This window comes from Photobacterium salinisoli (assembly GCF_003614885.1).
In the GTDB taxonomy this organism is placed as follows: Bacteria; Pseudomonadota; Gammaproteobacteria; order Enterobacterales; family Vibrionaceae; genus Photobacterium; species Photobacterium salinisoli.
Genome location: NZ_QZMS01000015.1, coordinates 60374 through 74302, shown reverse-complemented (window position 1 = coordinate 74302; position 13929 = coordinate 60374). Strand labels below are relative to the sequence as shown.

Below are 13929 nucleotides of genomic sequence, written 5' to 3'. Positions count from 1 at the left end.
CCGGGCAAACGCCCGGTTTTGTTTTTCCTCTTTTCCCCCAGCGGGATACACAGCTTATTTCTGATACGGGATCTGATAGCTGGTCAGCCAGCGCAGCGTCTGGTGATACACATTCGCGACCTGAACTTCATTCATACCCAGCCGCTGGCAATAGCGGGCGGTACTTTCCCAGTCAGCCTTATCATAGGCATCCAGCAGATTCAGAATATCGCCCAGCGGCCCTTGCCGCAGCAGCAAAGCACTGTGGACTTCCTCAGACAGGGGTAACAGCTCGAGCAATTTAGGCAGCGGCTTATCGAGCAAAGCATCCAGCAGCGAAAACATCCCGGCCAGAAACGCCTGATCACTGTTCAGGGCAATGCCGCTTCCCCTGGCCAGCTCTTCGCACATTCGCGCCCGCTGCAGCGACAGAATATACAGCTCGCGCGGTTTGCGGATAGAAGCATGAGCTGCTGCCACCACAGAGACGAAAAGCTTAATTTTCTCCTCGCCCAGATACACCAGCGCCTGCTTAAAGTTGCCGATAGGCGATAAGGTTCTGTGCGCCGCGGAATTGACATAGCGCAGCAAGAGATAAGACAGAGAAACGTCGCTGGAAATAATGCGCTCGACACGGGGAAAATCGACCGGGGTGCGGCTGATTTCCCGCAGCAGCCTCAGAGTGGTCAGGGTTTCAGGGGTCACCTGACGATTTTTCAGCAGCTCAGGCTTACTGAAATAATAGCCCTGAAACAAATGAAAACCGGCAGCCCGGGCAGCTTCAAACTCTTCCCGGGTTTCTACTTTTTCGGCCAGAAACTTCAGGCGCCGGTTCTCATGCTGGGCAACGAAGTCGCAGGCACGCTGACAACCCAGTTTGATAAAATCGAGCTTGATCAAATGCACATAGGGCATGAATCGCTGCCAGGCCGGATGCATATCAAAGTCATCCAGCGCTATGGTATAGCCCTGCTTGTTCAGATGGCGTATTGCCGCAAACAGCTCATCATCCGGGGGGCAGGTCTCCAGCACTTCTATCACTACCTTGTGCCGCGGCAACAATAATGGCAGCAATCTCACCAGGCTGTCATAGGGGAAATTGATAAAGGTACGCTGACTGGCGGTGGCAAGATCATCACCGACAGCCATGTAGTTTTCCACCAGTAAACGGCTGGTTGCCGTATTGGCTTCGATGTCCGGAAAGGCATTCTGCTCCCCATCACGAAACAGCAGTTCGTAACCAACGGTTCTCTGCTGGCGGTTCAAGATAGGTTGACGAGCAACGTAGGCGTACATATTGGGGAAATTAGTGATCCTGTCCGGTGGAAGACAATAACAATAATAGAATGGCACCAGATTTTGTGCCGTATCCAAAACCATCAACACTTTACGTTATACTGGAACATATTACTAATTCCTTTATAACGCCATAAAGAGCGGACAAATGTTGGACAAGCTTCCCATGACTCAAGGATTTTCGTTTTCCCTCCCTGCCGGGGCGATCAGCATGGAGCCCGATTTTGCGGCCACCATGGCAGGACCGGTGGCCGAGTGCTGGGCCCAGCGCCGACAAAGCCAGTTCATCGGCGTCGGGGACGTGCCCATCGCCTGGATGAGCCTGACCGGGTTCAGCACCGACAAAGCCATAGTGCTGGTAAACGGCCGGGTTGAAACCTTTCATAAATATCAGGAACTGTGCTGGGAACTGACACGTCAGGGCTACGATGTGTATGCCCTGGACCACCGGGGCCAGGGCTGTTCCGGCCGCTTAACCCCGGACAGCCAGCTTGGCCATGTGGAAGAATTTGCCGATTACGTCAGTGATCTCCATACCTTTGTCGAGACCATAGTCAAACCGGCCGGTTACCAGCAGCTCTTTATGATAGGCCATTCGATGGGCGGCACAGTGACCAGCCTGTACCTGGCGCAGTACCCTGATGATATTAAGGCCGCCGTGCTGAGCGCCCCGATGCACGGCATCAAAGTCAGCCACTGGATGAAACCTATTGCCTCGCCGCTGGCCAGAGTCGCCGAGCAACTCCAGCGCCAGCCCGGTTATGCGCCAGGCCAGACCCCTTATTATCCCAAGCCTTTTGCCGATAATCCCCTATGCCAGAGCCAGTGCCGTTACGAGTGGTTCCGCAATCTGTATGAGGATCAGCCCGATTTAAAGCTCGGCGGTCCCAGCTCACGGTGGGTCTGGCAGGCATTGAGTGCAGCCCGCCAGTCGGTGGCCCTGGCCGGTCAGATCCGCTGCCCGGTACTGCTGCTGCAAAATGAGCAAGACACCATAGTCGACAACCGGGCGCAGAACATTTTTTGCCAGCAGATCAAGCAGGCCGGCGGTCAGTGCCAGGTGAAAGTCATCAAAGGCGCCCGCCATGAAGTCCTGTTCGAGCAAGACTTGCAGCGGGAGGAGGCGGTTACGGCTCTGTTGGCGCACTTTGCCCGCTTCAGCACTCCAGCGGCAGCCGACACCCCGCTGGTAGCCAACAGCCAGCCAGGCTGAACCCGGACTGACTGGAATAGCGGAAAAAACCGAGGCCGCAGATTAGCCTCTTTTCTTGATCTCAATCTGGTTTACACTGCCTGTGTAGGTAAATCACCCGGCTGGCCCGAACGGTGCAGCCAATCAAAGAAAGAGATGCGCCATGTATAAAATTGTTGCTTCTGATCTCGACGGTACGCTGCTGACACCAGATCATAAAATCGCCCCTTTCACTAAAGAGGTACTCCAGCAGTTACACCAGCAAGGCAAAGATTTCGTCTTCGCAACCGGCCGCCACCATGTTGATGTGGCCGAAATGCGCGAGCAACTGGGCATTCCGGCTTTCATGATCACCTCCAACGGTGCCCGGGTGCACACCTGTCAGGGTGAAGTGCTGTTCCAGCAAGATGTGCAACCTGAGGTGATCCAGGAGTTGATGGCGCTCACCAAAGACGAGCCGGATTTACGCATCCACATTTACCGCCATGATGACTGGCTGCTCAACATTGAAGATGCATACCTGCGTGATTTCCACGAAACCTTTACATACAAACTGTTCGACGTGAACAACCCGCCGCTGGATGGCGTGGCGAAGGTTTTCTTCACCCGTGATGATAAAGACCACGACAAACTGGTCGTGCTCGAGGATAAATTCCGCGCCGTGTTCGGCGAGCGTGCCAGCATCGCCTTTTCCACCCCTTGGTGCCTGGAAGTGATGGATGTCGGGGTGTCGAAAGGCCACGCCCTGGCCGCAGTTGCCGAAGCGAAAGGCTATGCGCTGACAGACTGTATTGCCTTCGGTGACGGCATGAATGATGTGGAAATGCTGAGCATGGCCGGTAAAGGACTGGTGATGGGTACCGCTCACCACAAGGTGATGGCCGCCCTGCCGGACAACGGCGTGATTGGCTCCTGTGCCGATGAAGCCGTGGCGCATTATCTGGCTGAACATCTGCTGTAAGCCGCTTTTCCCGAGTCCTTCTCAAGGGGGAAGCTAGGCGGGGGTTACTGAGCACAGGCACCAAATCCGTACTCGCCTCTCGAACCCCACCCTAACCCTCCCCTTGCCAAGGGGAGGGAATATTCAAACCATGAACCACAATACCGGAGCGTTAAAACTGCCCTGTCATGCGCAGCACTTCCTGCCACTGCTGTTCCGTGACTGGCATGATGCTAAGGCGGTTGCCGCGCTGTACCAGCGGCATCTCATGCAACGCATCATTAGCTTTGATGCGTTTTAGCGATACCAGGCGCAGATGGCGCACGTATTCAATATCCACCATCACCCAGCGCGGATTGGCCGGATCGGATTTCGGGTCGAAATACGGGCTGTCGGGATCAAACTGAAAATGATCCGGATAGGCCTCGCGCACCACCTTGGCGATCCCCACCACCCCAATGTCTTTGCACGAGGAGTGATAGATAAAGACCTGGTCACCCACTTTAACCTCATCACGCATCATGTTACGCGCCTGATAGTTACGAACGCCTTCCCAGCAAGCCACATTCATCTGCTTGAGGGTATCAATAGAGAAAGTATCGGGTTCCGTTTTGAATAACCAATAAGCCATATCGCATCCTGTTGTCGTGATTTTGTAGGACCAGAGCAGTAACATCTGAGCTAACAGACTCAAGAATACCATAAGCGATGAGAACCATGAGCGCCGAACCTGCTTCACCAGCGGTAACACCCTGCCCGAATTGCGGCTTTGTTCATAATTGTATCTGCCATGCCAAGGCAGACCTGCAGTCTCAGGCTGTGTTTGTCCTGCTGACTCACAGCAAAGAATTTGGCAAAAGTACCAATACCGGCGCCCTGATGGCCAGAACCCTGCCGCAGTGCCAGCGCGTGCTCTGGTCTCGCACCGAGCCGCCCGAGGCGCTGCTGGCACAGATAGCCAGCAAGGCGTTTCAACCCTGGCTGCTGTTTCCTGCCGACGACGCCCATCCCGCAGCGTCCTTTGTCCGCGAGACGGGCAAAACCCCTTTATTCATTCTGCTGGACGCCACCTGGCAGGAAGCACGCAAGATGGTGCGCAAAAGCCCGTGGCTGGCAAAGCTGCCCAGACTCAGCCTGAGTGTGGATCGCGACTCCTCTTACTCACTGCGCCGCAATCAGCAGACAGGCCATCTGTGCACCTGTGAAGCTGGCATTGCCTTGCTGGATCTGCTGGGAGAGCACAAGGATGCCAAGGCGTTACAACAGTATTTCGACGCTTTTCTGGCGGCCTTTCCGGCGGAAAAAAGCGGACATCCGCGTCGACGGACAGAACCATAATGGCGCTGCGCCTCACGAAATAGCATTTAAGTTTGCCGATTTCTTGCGCGAACCGCGGAGTCGCCCTATATTTAAACCGACTAGTCAGTCGGTTTATGGGAAAGCCAGCTGACATTCTCAGATACCTCACCGCGTGTAAGCGCTTCACTCTGTCAAAACAGGAGATAGGGATGACCTTTGCCACTGCGAGCCAAGACAGCCAGCAGATTTTCACCATGCAGCGACTGTTCCACGCGCAACGGAACGAGTACCTGGCTCAGACCATGCCGGACTACACCAGCCGGGTTGCCAAACTCAAACAGCTCAAAGCGGCATTGCTGGAGAACAAAGACGCCCTGTGTGACGCCCTGTCTGCCGACTTCGGCCACCGCAGTCACCAAGATACCCTGCTGAGTGACATCCTGCCCTGTGTTCAGCAAATCAACTACACCATCAAGCGCCTGAAAAAATGGATGCGGCCATCGCGGCGTCACGCCGGCCTGCTACTAATGCCGGCCAAAGTGGAAGTCATTTACCAGCCGGTCGGGGTAGTCGGGATCGTGGTACCCTGGAATTTCCCTGTCATGCTCAGCATCGGCCCGCTGATCCCAGCGCTGGCGGCCGGCAACCGTGCCATGATTAAGCTGAGTGAATTCACCCCGCGAACCAATCAGGTCATTATCGCCCTGCTGGCCGATATCTTTGCTGACACTGAGGTCGCCGTCATTGAAGGGGAAGCCGACATCGCGGCGGCCTTTACTGCTCTGCCGTTTGATCATTTGCTGTTTACCGGCTCCACCGCCGTCGGCCGTCATGTCATGCGCGCCGCGGCGGACAACCTCACCCCGGTCACACTGGAGCTGGGCGGTAAATCGCCAACCCTGATAGCCCCGGATGCCGATATGCCGCAGGCGGTTGAACGGATGATCTTCGGCAAGTGCCTGAATGCAGGCCAAATCTGCGTAGCGCCGGATTACGTCCTGGTACCGGAAGGCAAAGAAGATGTGTTCATTGCCGAGTTCAAAAAACAATTTACACAAATGTATCCGCAAGGCGTGCACAGTCAGGACTTTACCTCAGTCGTCAATCAGCGCCAGTTCGACCGCCTGACCCAGTGGCTGGCAGAAGCCGTGCAGAAAAATACCCGCATTGACACCGTCCACCCTGACGCCATCGACCCTGATGCACACCGCATGGTGCCGCATTTGCTGGTGAACCCGAGCGACAGCCTGACCCTGATGCAAGAAGAGATCTTTGGCCCCTTACTGCCGGTGATCACCTACAGCAACATCGACGAAGCCATCCAGTACATCCAGCAGCGTCCGCGTCCGCTGGCCTTGTACCTGATGACGCAGGACAAAGCCCTGCAGGCGCGCGTGAAGTCTGATGTCCACGCCGGTGGCATGGCGATTAATGATTCAGTGTTCCATGTCGCTGCCGACGACGCGCCCTTCGGCGGTATCGGGCCTTCAGGCATGGGCCATTATCACGGCAAGGAAGGTTTTCTGACCTTTTCCAAAGCCAAAACCGTGCTGACCAAAGGCCGTATCAATACCGCCAAACTGGCCGTACCGCCTTTCACCGGCTGGCGGGCCACAGTGCAAAAACTCATGATGGCTTTCTTCTTACGCTAAACCTGTATTATGCTGGCTCACCCCGATGAGCCAGTTTCTCACCCGACAGCGAGCTATGAGCCAGAATAAGAAGCAACAATTATTAGATGCCGCCCTCACCCTCTTCACCCAGCAGGGTATTCAGGCCACTGCCACCGCCAAGATTGCCAAAGCCGCCGGGGTGGCCAATGGCACGCTGTTCCATCACTTTGCCAGCAAGCAGGTGCTGGTCGAAACCCTGTATCTGAGCATAAAAACGGACATGGCATCGGCGCTGACACCACCGGACACCAGCCTGAGCGTGCAGGCGCAATTGCAGCATATCTGGCAAGCCGCCATCAGCTGGGGATTAACCCATCCGCAGCAATTTCAGTTCCTGCGCCAGATGGCCAACGATCCGCAGTACCTGCTCAGCCAGCAGCATGCCATGCTCAGTCAGGCACTGCCTTTTCTGCCGCAGCTGATAGAACAAGGGCAACAGCAAGGCGAACTGACAGACTGGCCGCAATCTCTGATGCTGAATACCTGCCACAGCCTGTTTTTATCCACCGTCAGCCTGTTTGCCGAACAACCGGCACTGGCGGCCGATCCCGCCTCACGTCAGGCAGCATTTGATATGTTGTGGCACGGCATGGCCCGGCAAACCTGAACACCAACACAATTGGCGATAAAAAAAGATTCTTTATCTCTACTTTTCATCGATTCCTGACGGGGATTTCACACTTGCTTCACGCTCTCTTCCTTATTCTTGCCAGATAGACAGCACGATGACAGCAGCAAATCGTTGCTCAGCAGTCAGACTGAAAACAGTCGTTGCTCCAATAAGCCCGATAACGGAGAACCCAGTCATGAAAAAAGTGATCTTCTTATTTGCCACGCTGGCCCTGCCCCTGACCGCGACCGCCGCTCAGGGCGGTTACACAGGACCGAATGAAACCCAGGGCGCCAGCGCAACCGTTGCCCAGGCAATGCAGGCCAAAGACGATACGCGCGTCACCCTGACCGGCCATATCATCGCGTCACTCGGCGATGAGGACTACCGCTTTAAAGACAGCACAGGCGAAATGATTGTCGAAATCGACAACCACCTGTGGGGCGATCAGCAAGTCGGCCCGGAAACTCAGGTCACCCTGATGGGCGAAGTCGACAAAGACCTCAACGGCACCACAGTCGATGTAGATAGCGTACAGATTGGGCAGTGAACGATAAGCCTAAACAACCAAGCCCCGCGATGCGGGGCTTGGTTGTCTCTTTGCTTTATGACCACATCAATAACTTCCCATTTATAACCTTATATATTTAGTTCGTTTAATCCGTTCAAGACAACTTTTAGATCATAAAACTAACATTTTTATTCACTAAGAAATAAAACCTGATATTATTATTTTTTCATAACATTAGGAAAAATATGATGAAAAAATTATTGCTGGCATTAACGTTTTTTATTTACCCAAATTTATCTCAAGCAGAAATTGTGGTAACCAGTACAGGTTTGATAACAGGAATATATAGTTGGGGTGTTGCCGAAGTCGTCCCTTCATTAGATGGTGATACTTTAATTACCATGCCGACAGGCCTTACTGAGTGCCCCGGCGGTGTATATATTAAAGATTCTGATTATGCAGATCGGCTACTTTCCATGGCTATGGCAGCATATGTAGCAAAACAAACTGTTCGATTTCAGGTCTGGAATGATACAGATAGATTTTGGAAGGGATCTGCCGATAATTACTGCCAATTAAGAAGTGTTCAACTAAGAAAATAAAGACTTAAGGCTATCTAATGAAAATTCTGATTCCACTCTTACTACTTTACTCTTTTTGTTCATTTGCAGAGCCTATTCATACCCCTACCGGCATCCCCAAAAACCTTCATGTATATGATATGAATGGTAATACATTTGTTGATGTAGTTGCTTATGGCTGTTCAGGTACCAGATATTATTTAACGCCTAATCACCCTAAATATGATGCGATCGTCTCTATTTTATTAACAGCACAAACCTCGAATAAACCCGTCATTATTCGCTTTGAGGACTGCACACTCCAAGGGCAAGGCAACATTGTTGGTGTATACCTCAAGTAAGGATTTCATATGAAAGTCAGGCACATTTTCTTTACAGCAATGCTCGCTCTTTTTTCTGTATCTTCATTTGCCAATGCTCCCGTTTACCGGGACGGCTGGCAATGGAACTCCAATGTAACCATTCAGTTCATGTACGGCTTTTGGAATAACAACAGTACACAGGTACGTTTCAGTAATGGTGAGTTCTGCTACATCAAATCTACGGAAAAAGAGCTGCTTTCCATTGTACTTGCAATGCGTGCTCAGAATGCTGTGGGTGATTTTGTTTGTGCGAAAGATGCAGACTCTACCGTTGACGGAAAAGATTCCCGTCACTTACACAGGGCTCGGTTTTAATAAAGGTACTGAATCAGATTAAAAATCTACTTCAATATTATTAATTCGCCCGTGAGTGATATTTACGGGCGAAATTGACTAACCACTAAGATAAAATACAAAATTTCCGTTTATTTAATCAATCCGATATAAACAGGTACAGGCGCACTGCCATACGAGGCCAATGTGCTGCAGTCGCCCGATCCTGGGTAATAAAATATCGCTTTGGCATACGACTTCTGAATGTTTTGTAACATGCTGGTCCACATCGCGCAGGTGGTGATCCCCACACCTTGTCTTTCTGTATTCAAATTACAAATATAGGTGTACTCATTTCTGCCGGAATGCAGCACATTCACACTGCCGTTTGCGTATACCAGCACGCGATTGACTTCAACTTCACAGCTAAATTCTGCCAACGCGGTTGTCGAAAACACCAGAGATAAAACCGCTATCATCTTTTTGAACATTCGTTTTTACCTCAGCCTCACGATTCTACGGTACACACTATTATTCGTACTCCACGCTTCACAGCCACCTACTTTGGTATAAGCAACTGTGATTGGTGTACCTGCTGTTTTTGCTGCTAATAACATCGAATACATTCTTGCTCTTGCCTCACTAGACAAGGTATTACTGATTGCAAACGCTTGTTTGTCAGAACATTCAGCGACGTCCTGGCCATTGTTATCCAAGAAAACCAGAACGGTTTCTGTGGTCGCATACGTTGCAATGTTCAATACTTTCCCTGTTGTATCAACCCAGTAGTTCGTTGATGAAAAAGCATTCGATGACAGACATAATGCAAGCAGTATTAAAATGTGTTTTCTCATCATATGTCCCTATCGGATATGTAAGCCTGTTGCTGTACATTTTTCACTATCGCTTCTCTTATAATAAACCCTGACAACCTTGAACCCAGCACTTTTCGCTGCTAGGACCTGAGAAAACATAGCTTTGCCCGATTCTGTAGAAAGGTCCAAATACATGAGATTCCACTTACACCCAGTTAAAACTTCCGCAGTAAAAAATCCTGCCGTCGTTGTACCTTCAGAGAATACCTGGGTAATAGTAAATGGTTCGTTAAATTCAGGATCAGCTTGTTCTGCAAACACAGAGAATGGCAATGCAATTATTACCATGAAACTTAACATTAATTTTTTCATATTATTCACAAAGTTTCCCAACATTCATTTTTATGAAAACCAAGTTTCATTAGTGAATATTTAATTATTAAAAATTTCTTTTAACCCATTACCTTATTGGTACTGGATCGCATAAAGATGACAATACTTACCTGTCGGTGATCCCGGCCACATTTCATCAGGTAATCCGTATACTATCACACGCGATTTCGCATGAAATGCCGCAATTGCCATCGACAAATTGGCATCAAAGCCAGGATCCGTTTTTCTTAACCAATATCCACTTGGACAAGATGTCGTCTCTGGATCTGCAAGCTTCAAATAAACATCCCCACCACCAAACTCAGAGTAAGAATGAATGATTTTTATGGTTGAAACACCTGAACCGACGAAATTCATATCCACGGCATAAGCTTTTACAGATGCAAAGACCATCAAAAAGACAAAGAGCTTCCTCATCATCATCTCCAAAAATTCATTATTTCTTTAGCTAATTACTATTAACCAGCCGGGTCAACCTGAATCACTAAACAGTATTGACCACCTGTTTCAATACCCGAGGTATACACAGTTGCGGCTCGGTTATTGGCAGCCCACTGTGCCAAAACCACAGAGACCATCGTGGTGTTTTCCTGCTTTATTTTCATCCAGTTGTAGTGTGTTCCAGCACAGTTTTCTGGAATGATTTGATTCTCGACTTTCACTAACAATGCGCCTTCAATCGCGGTAATGTTGGTGATTTTTCCTGACACGTAATTTTCTGCAGCCATCGACAATGGGGTTGAAAACAGGAAGAATAGCAAACCTGCAGATTTAAGAAACTTGGTCATTTACCGAATCCTTACTTTATACGGAGAAATACCATAATTTGTTTTTTCACATTCAATGCCACTGCTCAATGGAAAAGCCAGCATGACTTGTTTACCCGACGCATGTGCTGCAAGTACGATAGAGACTCGGCTGTCTAAAGCTGGTTCCAGATAAGTGCCCAGCTGTTTCCACCCTTGCCCTTCTAAATGCACTAACACATTCTCTGGCTGAACCTGAAGTTCAAGTACTTTGGTATACGGACAATAAATCGCATCTGTCGCGGTAGAATTCGCTGTCCAAAACAAAGATAATCACAGGAAAGTCAGCTTACACATCTGATTTATTTTCATTTTATACGCCTTTACATAAACATTCGGACATAACTGACTTCACAGTCTTCCGAGTTTTCAACAATCCGGACTGTAAGTTGCTTTTGAGTAGAAAGCGCAGTCAGTACTGTAGAATACATGGCATCAAACACAGGGTGAGTATTTTTTAACACCATAAAATGGCCTTCAACCAGTTTACAATTCAGCTTCTCTTTCCCTGCCGGAGCTTGTAAGTAAATATGCCCGGTATGATTAGGATAAACAGATAACAGCGCCTCTTTTCCAACGCCTATACATGCCGTTGGGATACATTCCGCCAGTACTGTCGGACTAAAGGCCATCAACAAAAATAAGAAATAGCGCATCCTTTGCCTAACCAGTATCAAGGGTTCATAGTCACATAAGAAACCTCACACTCAGGTGAGTTTTCCACAATTCGAATTTGTAAGTGCTTCTGTGCAGCAACTCCCGTCAGAATCGTCGAATAAATCTCTCTATATAGCAAATGATTCATTTTCAGAGTCATATATTCACCAGAATAAAGATCACATTTCAGATTTTCTTTACCCACAGGCGCACCAATATAGATATTACCACTGGACGACAAGTAGGTTCGTGTTAATACATCTTTGCCTACGCCGTAGCAGGCGATGTTGTTACATGCCGCCCATGTTGATGAAGCAAAAAACAACGTAATAATTACAAATAATCTCATAATAAAACCCATATTATCACTTTGGCATTAAATCTAATCTGCTTAAAACAGGAGCTTTATGTAAGCTATCACAGCCATTAACCCAGCCACCTACTTTAGTTCCTGCATGATATTCAGATAGCAATGAAGAATACATTTCAGCAAAATGCTGATTACCTCTATCTAGGACAAATCCCGATTTTTTCTCACAGTTCTCAACTGTATTTATACCATTATCTAAATACACTAACACTCTCCCCCAATCATGTAATATGATCTTGCTTACCTTACCAGGTGTAAACTCACTATTGGCAAAAGAAAGCACAGGAAAAAACATCATTAAAATACTAATTAATTTAATCAAATTCATAACAATCATCTCATTACCATATCGAACTTTTTTATTTATTCATTAACTGATTTCATGCTATTAAAAACATTTTCAGCATGGTTCTTTAGTGATGTAATACCAATATTTGGAATATAGTTTTCTAACACTTGAATTGCCTCTGGGTACTGGACAGACATTTGACTAAGATTGTCAATCAACTGTCGAATCACATATTCATTATTTTCGACTTTCAGTCTGTCTCTGTAGACATCAACAAATTCTGGGCCAGGAGTTGTGTAGCTCAGGCCAGTTGAAGAAATCTCTCGCATTCGACCATCATCATCGGAGAGATGTTTTAATAAGACACCTTGCGCTTCTGGTGTATTCACAAAACGTAATGCATCCAGCGCAGAGTATCGCACTTGCTTACTTTCATGCGATAAATACCCTGTGACCAACTCAGTTTGCTCTGTCAGCCCCATATTCCCGATTACACTCAATGCGTCTTCAATGTGCTGCTCATCACTGCTTGCAGCGAGCTGCTCTTTGACTTCGTCAAAAATTGCCAAGCTTCTGGCGCGATCGTCATCTTGTAAAAAACGGGCCATGCCTCCAAGAACCAGTTGCGCCTGCAGCCTTTTTTCTTCAGAAGGGAGTGACTTTGCCAGGTCACGGACAGCCGACTCACTTTCCAATGTCGGGTGATCCAGAAAAATCAACTTCAGCATGATTGCATTTTGCTTTTCTGGTGAGGATGAAGCCATAGCTTCCAGCAAAATATTTTGTGCTTCAGGACTCCCGATCGAGACCAGCAACGTGCTCAGCATCTGAAAAGCCGGATGATCCGCCTGATAAAGACTCAGCCAAAGTTTCACTTGTTCCAAACGAGATGGATCAAGTGCTACCCATGCTCTTAACTGATAGAACAGACTCGCCTTACCCCGGTTGTCCAGAGATGGTATTTGCCTAAGCCGGGTACTGAAGGTGGTGAGGTTTTCTGTCCCCACCGTCTGCTCATACATCTGCTTTTCAAGTAACTTTCGTTGATACTCGCCATTGAACGTATCGCGGATGAAAGTTGTGTCTGTATCACTGTCAGCTTCAGGCACATCAGTAACAGACAGAAATGCAGCCGAGAAGTGGGCTTTTTCCTCAGCCAGTTTACCGCTAGCAGAATAGGTTTCTTTACTTCGGTCCATGGCAATTTGGCTGATGCGCTTTGAGAATCGGCTGACATCAATGTCAACCACCTGCTCTAGTCGCAACAAAGCATTTTGAGGACGATAAGATTTATTCACGTGGACATCCCAGCTCGGAATAAACGCCTCGTCAATTTCATAATACACATCATAGGCAGATGAAAAGTCTGCTTCAATGGATTGCCAATTGGACTTTCCATGATTTGAAAGCGAAATCTGGAACTGTGCAATTATATCTTTTAACAAGGGAGAAAATTCTTCGTAATATGTCTCCTGAAATTTCAGTTCATTAAATAAACCATCTCGATTCAGATTGGCATAAACAACAACATCCTGCGGCCAGTGACTACTGGTGCTGCCATTCATTTCAGCAATAAATGACTGAGGCTGGAATCTGAATGCTAGTGTAAAACCCTGATCCGCTTGTTCAAGCACATCGATGAACATCTGCCCGGTATAGCTGTAATTCACCTTTAAATCTGGCTGATAAGAATGTCCCTGCCCCATGAGACTGGTCATGCCAGCAGCATGATTCTGGTACTTCACCTCATAGTGATAAGATCTGCCTGGCTCATATTGAATGACATACGCGCCACCTTTTACTTTGTATAAAAAAAGGAAAATAAAGCTCAAAATAATAATGCTACTCAAACCAAGTACGGCAGCTCTGTATTTCATGTATTA

Annotated in this window: 20 protein-coding genes; 9 read left to right on the top strand and 11 right to left on the bottom strand. The window is 48.5% G+C overall.

Annotated features, from left to right (window positions below):
• Positions 1-54: 54 nt before the first annotated feature.
• Positions 55-1275, bottom strand: coding sequence for an EAL and HDOD domain-containing protein (locus tag D6M16_RS20030; protein WP_120513671.1), 1221 nt, complete (start codon positions 1273-1275; stop codon positions 55-57).
• Between the two features lie 148 nt (positions 1276-1423).
• Between D6M16_RS20030 and D6M16_RS20025 the strand changes: the two genes are divergently transcribed.
• Together D6M16_RS20025 and D6M16_RS20020 are read left to right on the top strand one after the other, a co-directional pair.
• Positions 1424-2488: an alpha/beta fold hydrolase gene (locus tag D6M16_RS20025; RefSeq protein WP_338048227.1), complete on the top strand. Its 1065-nt coding sequence runs from the start codon at positions 1424-1426 to the stop codon at positions 2486-2488.
• A 142-nt stretch (positions 2489-2630) separates the two neighbouring features.
• Positions 2631-3428, top strand: a complete 798-nt coding sequence (locus D6M16_RS20020) for a Cof-type HAD-IIB family hydrolase (protein WP_120513670.1) — start codon at positions 2631-2633, stop codon at positions 3426-3428.
• Positions 3429-3579: 151 nt separating this feature from the next.
• On the opposite strand, the gene D6M16_RS20015 is transcribed toward D6M16_RS20020, so the two are convergent.
• The gene (locus tag D6M16_RS20015) at positions 3580-4038 is read right to left on the bottom strand and encodes an EVE domain-containing protein (RefSeq protein ID WP_120513669.1); all 459 of its coding nucleotides are present in this window, start codon (positions 4036-4038) and stop codon (positions 3580-3582) included.
• Between the two features lie 86 nt (positions 4039-4124).
• Here D6M16_RS20015 and D6M16_RS20010 point away from each other — a divergent pair, with 86 nt between their 5' ends.
• The 7 genes from D6M16_RS20010 to D6M16_RS19985 all read left to right on the top strand — a co-directional run bounded on the left by D6M16_RS20010 (position 4125) and on the right by D6M16_RS19985 (position 8758).
• Positions 4125-4745, top strand: a complete 621-nt coding sequence (locus D6M16_RS20010) for a tRNA-uridine aminocarboxypropyltransferase (RefSeq protein ID WP_120513668.1) — start codon at positions 4125-4127, stop codon at positions 4743-4745.
• 170 nt (positions 4746-4915) lie between these two features.
• Positions 4916-6358, top strand: a complete 1443-nt coding sequence (locus tag D6M16_RS20005) for a coniferyl aldehyde dehydrogenase (RefSeq protein WP_120513667.1) — start codon at positions 4916-4918, stop codon at positions 6356-6358.
• Between the two features lie 25 nt (positions 6359-6383).
• The gene (locus tag D6M16_RS20000) at positions 6384-6986 is read left to right on the top strand and encodes a TetR/AcrR family transcriptional regulator (RefSeq protein ID WP_120513666.1); all 603 of its coding nucleotides are present in this window, start codon (positions 6384-6386) and stop codon (positions 6984-6986) included.
• Positions 6987-7185: 199 nt separating this feature from the next.
• Positions 7186-7539 (top strand): NirD/YgiW/YdeI family stress tolerance protein, encoded by a 354-nt coding sequence (locus D6M16_RS19995; protein WP_046220494.1) that lies wholly within the window; start codon positions 7186-7188, stop codon positions 7537-7539.
• Positions 7540-7745: 206 nt separating this feature from the next.
• The gene (locus D6M16_RS19990; protein ID WP_205576948.1) at positions 7746-8102 is read left to right on the top strand and encodes a hypothetical protein; all 357 of its coding nucleotides are present in this window, start codon (positions 7746-7748) and stop codon (positions 8100-8102) included.
• A 17-nt stretch (positions 8103-8119) separates the two neighbouring features.
• Complete coding sequence (locus D6M16_RS22345; protein ID WP_162941119.1) at positions 8120-8422, top strand: hypothetical protein; 303 nt, start codon at positions 8120-8122, stop codon at positions 8420-8422.
• Positions 8423-8431: 9 nt separating this feature from the next.
• Positions 8432-8758, top strand: a complete 327-nt coding sequence (locus D6M16_RS19985; protein ID WP_120513664.1) for a hypothetical protein — start codon at positions 8432-8434, stop codon at positions 8756-8758.
• A gap of 110 nt (positions 8759-8868) precedes the next feature.
• Here the strand turns inward: D6M16_RS19985 and D6M16_RS19980 are convergent, their stop codons facing one another.
• The 9 genes from D6M16_RS19980 to D6M16_RS19935 form a co-directional block, all read right to left on the bottom strand.
• On the bottom strand, positions 8869-9207 hold the full coding sequence (locus D6M16_RS19980) for a hypothetical protein (RefSeq protein WP_120513663.1): 339 nt from the start codon (positions 9205-9207) through the stop codon (positions 8869-8871).
• A gap of 6 nt (positions 9208-9213) precedes the next feature.
• Entirely contained in the window at positions 9214-9570 is a 357-nt protein-coding gene (locus D6M16_RS19975) for a hypothetical protein (RefSeq protein WP_120513662.1), read from the bottom strand.
• Positions 9571-9579: 9 nt separating this feature from the next.
• Positions 9580-9912: a hypothetical protein gene (locus tag D6M16_RS19970; protein WP_162941118.1), complete on the bottom strand. Its 333-nt coding sequence runs from the start codon at positions 9910-9912 to the stop codon at positions 9580-9582.
• 84 nt (positions 9913-9996) lie between these two features.
• Positions 9997-10347, bottom strand: a complete 351-nt coding sequence (locus D6M16_RS19965; RefSeq protein WP_240435666.1) for a hypothetical protein — start codon at positions 10345-10347, stop codon at positions 9997-9999.
• Positions 10348-10382: 35 nt separating this feature from the next.
• A complete protein-coding gene (locus tag D6M16_RS19960; RefSeq protein WP_120513660.1) occupies positions 10383-10712 on the bottom strand; it encodes a hypothetical protein in 330 nt (109 codons plus the stop codon).
• A 341-nt stretch (positions 10713-11053) separates the two neighbouring features.
• Positions 11054-11386, bottom strand: a complete 333-nt coding sequence (locus D6M16_RS19950; RefSeq protein WP_162941117.1) for a hypothetical protein — start codon at positions 11384-11386, stop codon at positions 11054-11056.
• A 17-nt stretch (positions 11387-11403) separates the two neighbouring features.
• Positions 11404-11736 carry a hypothetical protein gene (locus D6M16_RS19945; protein WP_162941116.1) on the bottom strand — a complete coding sequence of 111 codons (333 nt, stop codon included), beginning with the start codon at positions 11734-11736 and terminating at the stop codon, positions 11404-11406.
• 16 nt (positions 11737-11752) lie between these two features.
• Positions 11753-12085: a hypothetical protein gene (locus tag D6M16_RS19940; protein ID WP_120513656.1), complete on the bottom strand. Its 333-nt coding sequence runs from the start codon at positions 12083-12085 to the stop codon at positions 11753-11755.
• A 35-nt stretch (positions 12086-12120) separates the two neighbouring features.
• Complete coding sequence (locus tag D6M16_RS19935; RefSeq protein ID WP_120513655.1) at positions 12121-13923, bottom strand: HEAT repeat domain-containing protein; 1803 nt, start codon at positions 13921-13923, stop codon at positions 12121-12123.
• Between the last annotated feature and the right edge of the window lie 6 nt (positions 13924-13929).

What these genes read in the sequence shown, in the direction of transcription:
- D6M16_RS20015 (WP_120513669.1), bottom strand. Translation starts at nt 4,038, where the DNA reads ATGGCTTATTGGTTATTCAAAACGGAACCCGATACTTTCTCTATTGAT.
- D6M16_RS19980 (WP_120513663.1), bottom strand. Translation starts at nt 9,207, where the DNA reads ATGTTCAAAAAGATGATAGCGGTTTTATCTCTGGTGTTTTCGACAACC.
- D6M16_RS19985 (WP_120513664.1), top strand. Translation starts at nt 8,432, where the DNA reads ATGAAAGTCAGGCACATTTTCTTTACAGCAATGCTCGCTCTTTTTTCT.
- D6M16_RS19940 (WP_120513656.1), bottom strand. Translation starts at nt 12,085, where the DNA reads ATGAATTTGATTAAATTAATTAGTATTTTAATGATGTTTTTTCCTGTG.
- D6M16_RS20025 (WP_338048227.1), top strand. Translation starts at nt 1,424, where the DNA reads ATGTTGGACAAGCTTCCCATGACTCAAGGATTTTCGTTTTCCCTCCCT.
- D6M16_RS19935 (WP_120513655.1), bottom strand. Translation starts at nt 13,923, where the DNA reads ATGAAATACAGAGCTGCCGTACTTGGTTTGAGTAGCATTATTATTTTG.
- D6M16_RS20030 (WP_120513671.1), bottom strand. Translation starts at nt 1,275, where the DNA reads ATGTACGCCTACGTTGCTCGTCAACCTATCTTGAACCGCCAGCAGAGA.
- D6M16_RS20000 (WP_120513666.1), top strand. Translation starts at nt 6,384, where the DNA reads ATGAGCCAGTTTCTCACCCGACAGCGAGCTATGAGCCAGAATAAGAAG.
- D6M16_RS20020 (WP_120513670.1), top strand. Translation starts at nt 2,631, where the DNA reads ATGTATAAAATTGTTGCTTCTGATCTCGACGGTACGCTGCTGACACCA.
- D6M16_RS22345 (WP_162941119.1), top strand. Translation starts at nt 8,120, where the DNA reads ATGAAAATTCTGATTCCACTCTTACTACTTTACTCTTTTTGTTCATTT.
- D6M16_RS19960 (WP_120513660.1), bottom strand. Translation starts at nt 10,712, where the DNA reads ATGACCAAGTTTCTTAAATCTGCAGGTTTGCTATTCTTCCTGTTTTCA.
- D6M16_RS20005 (WP_120513667.1), top strand. Translation starts at nt 4,916, where the DNA reads ATGACCTTTGCCACTGCGAGCCAAGACAGCCAGCAGATTTTCACCATG.
- D6M16_RS19995 (WP_046220494.1), top strand. Translation starts at nt 7,186, where the DNA reads ATGAAAAAAGTGATCTTCTTATTTGCCACGCTGGCCCTGCCCCTGACC.
- D6M16_RS20010 (WP_120513668.1), top strand. Translation starts at nt 4,125, where the DNA reads ATGAGCGCCGAACCTGCTTCACCAGCGGTAACACCCTGCCCGAATTGC.
- D6M16_RS19950 (WP_162941117.1), bottom strand. Translation starts at nt 11,386, where the DNA reads ATGCGCTATTTCTTATTTTTGTTGATGGCCTTTAGTCCGACAGTACTG.
- D6M16_RS19965 (WP_240435666.1), bottom strand. Translation starts at nt 10,347, where the DNA reads ATGATGATGAGGAAGCTCTTTGTCTTTTTGATGGTCTTTGCATCTGTA.
- D6M16_RS19975 (WP_120513662.1), bottom strand. Translation starts at nt 9,570, where the DNA reads ATGAGAAAACACATTTTAATACTGCTTGCATTATGTCTGTCATCGAAT.
- D6M16_RS19990 (WP_205576948.1), top strand. Translation starts at nt 7,746, where the DNA reads ATGATGAAAAAATTATTGCTGGCATTAACGTTTTTTATTTACCCAAAT.
- D6M16_RS19945 (WP_162941116.1), bottom strand. Translation starts at nt 11,736, where the DNA reads ATGAGATTATTTGTAATTATTACGTTGTTTTTTGCTTCATCAACATGG.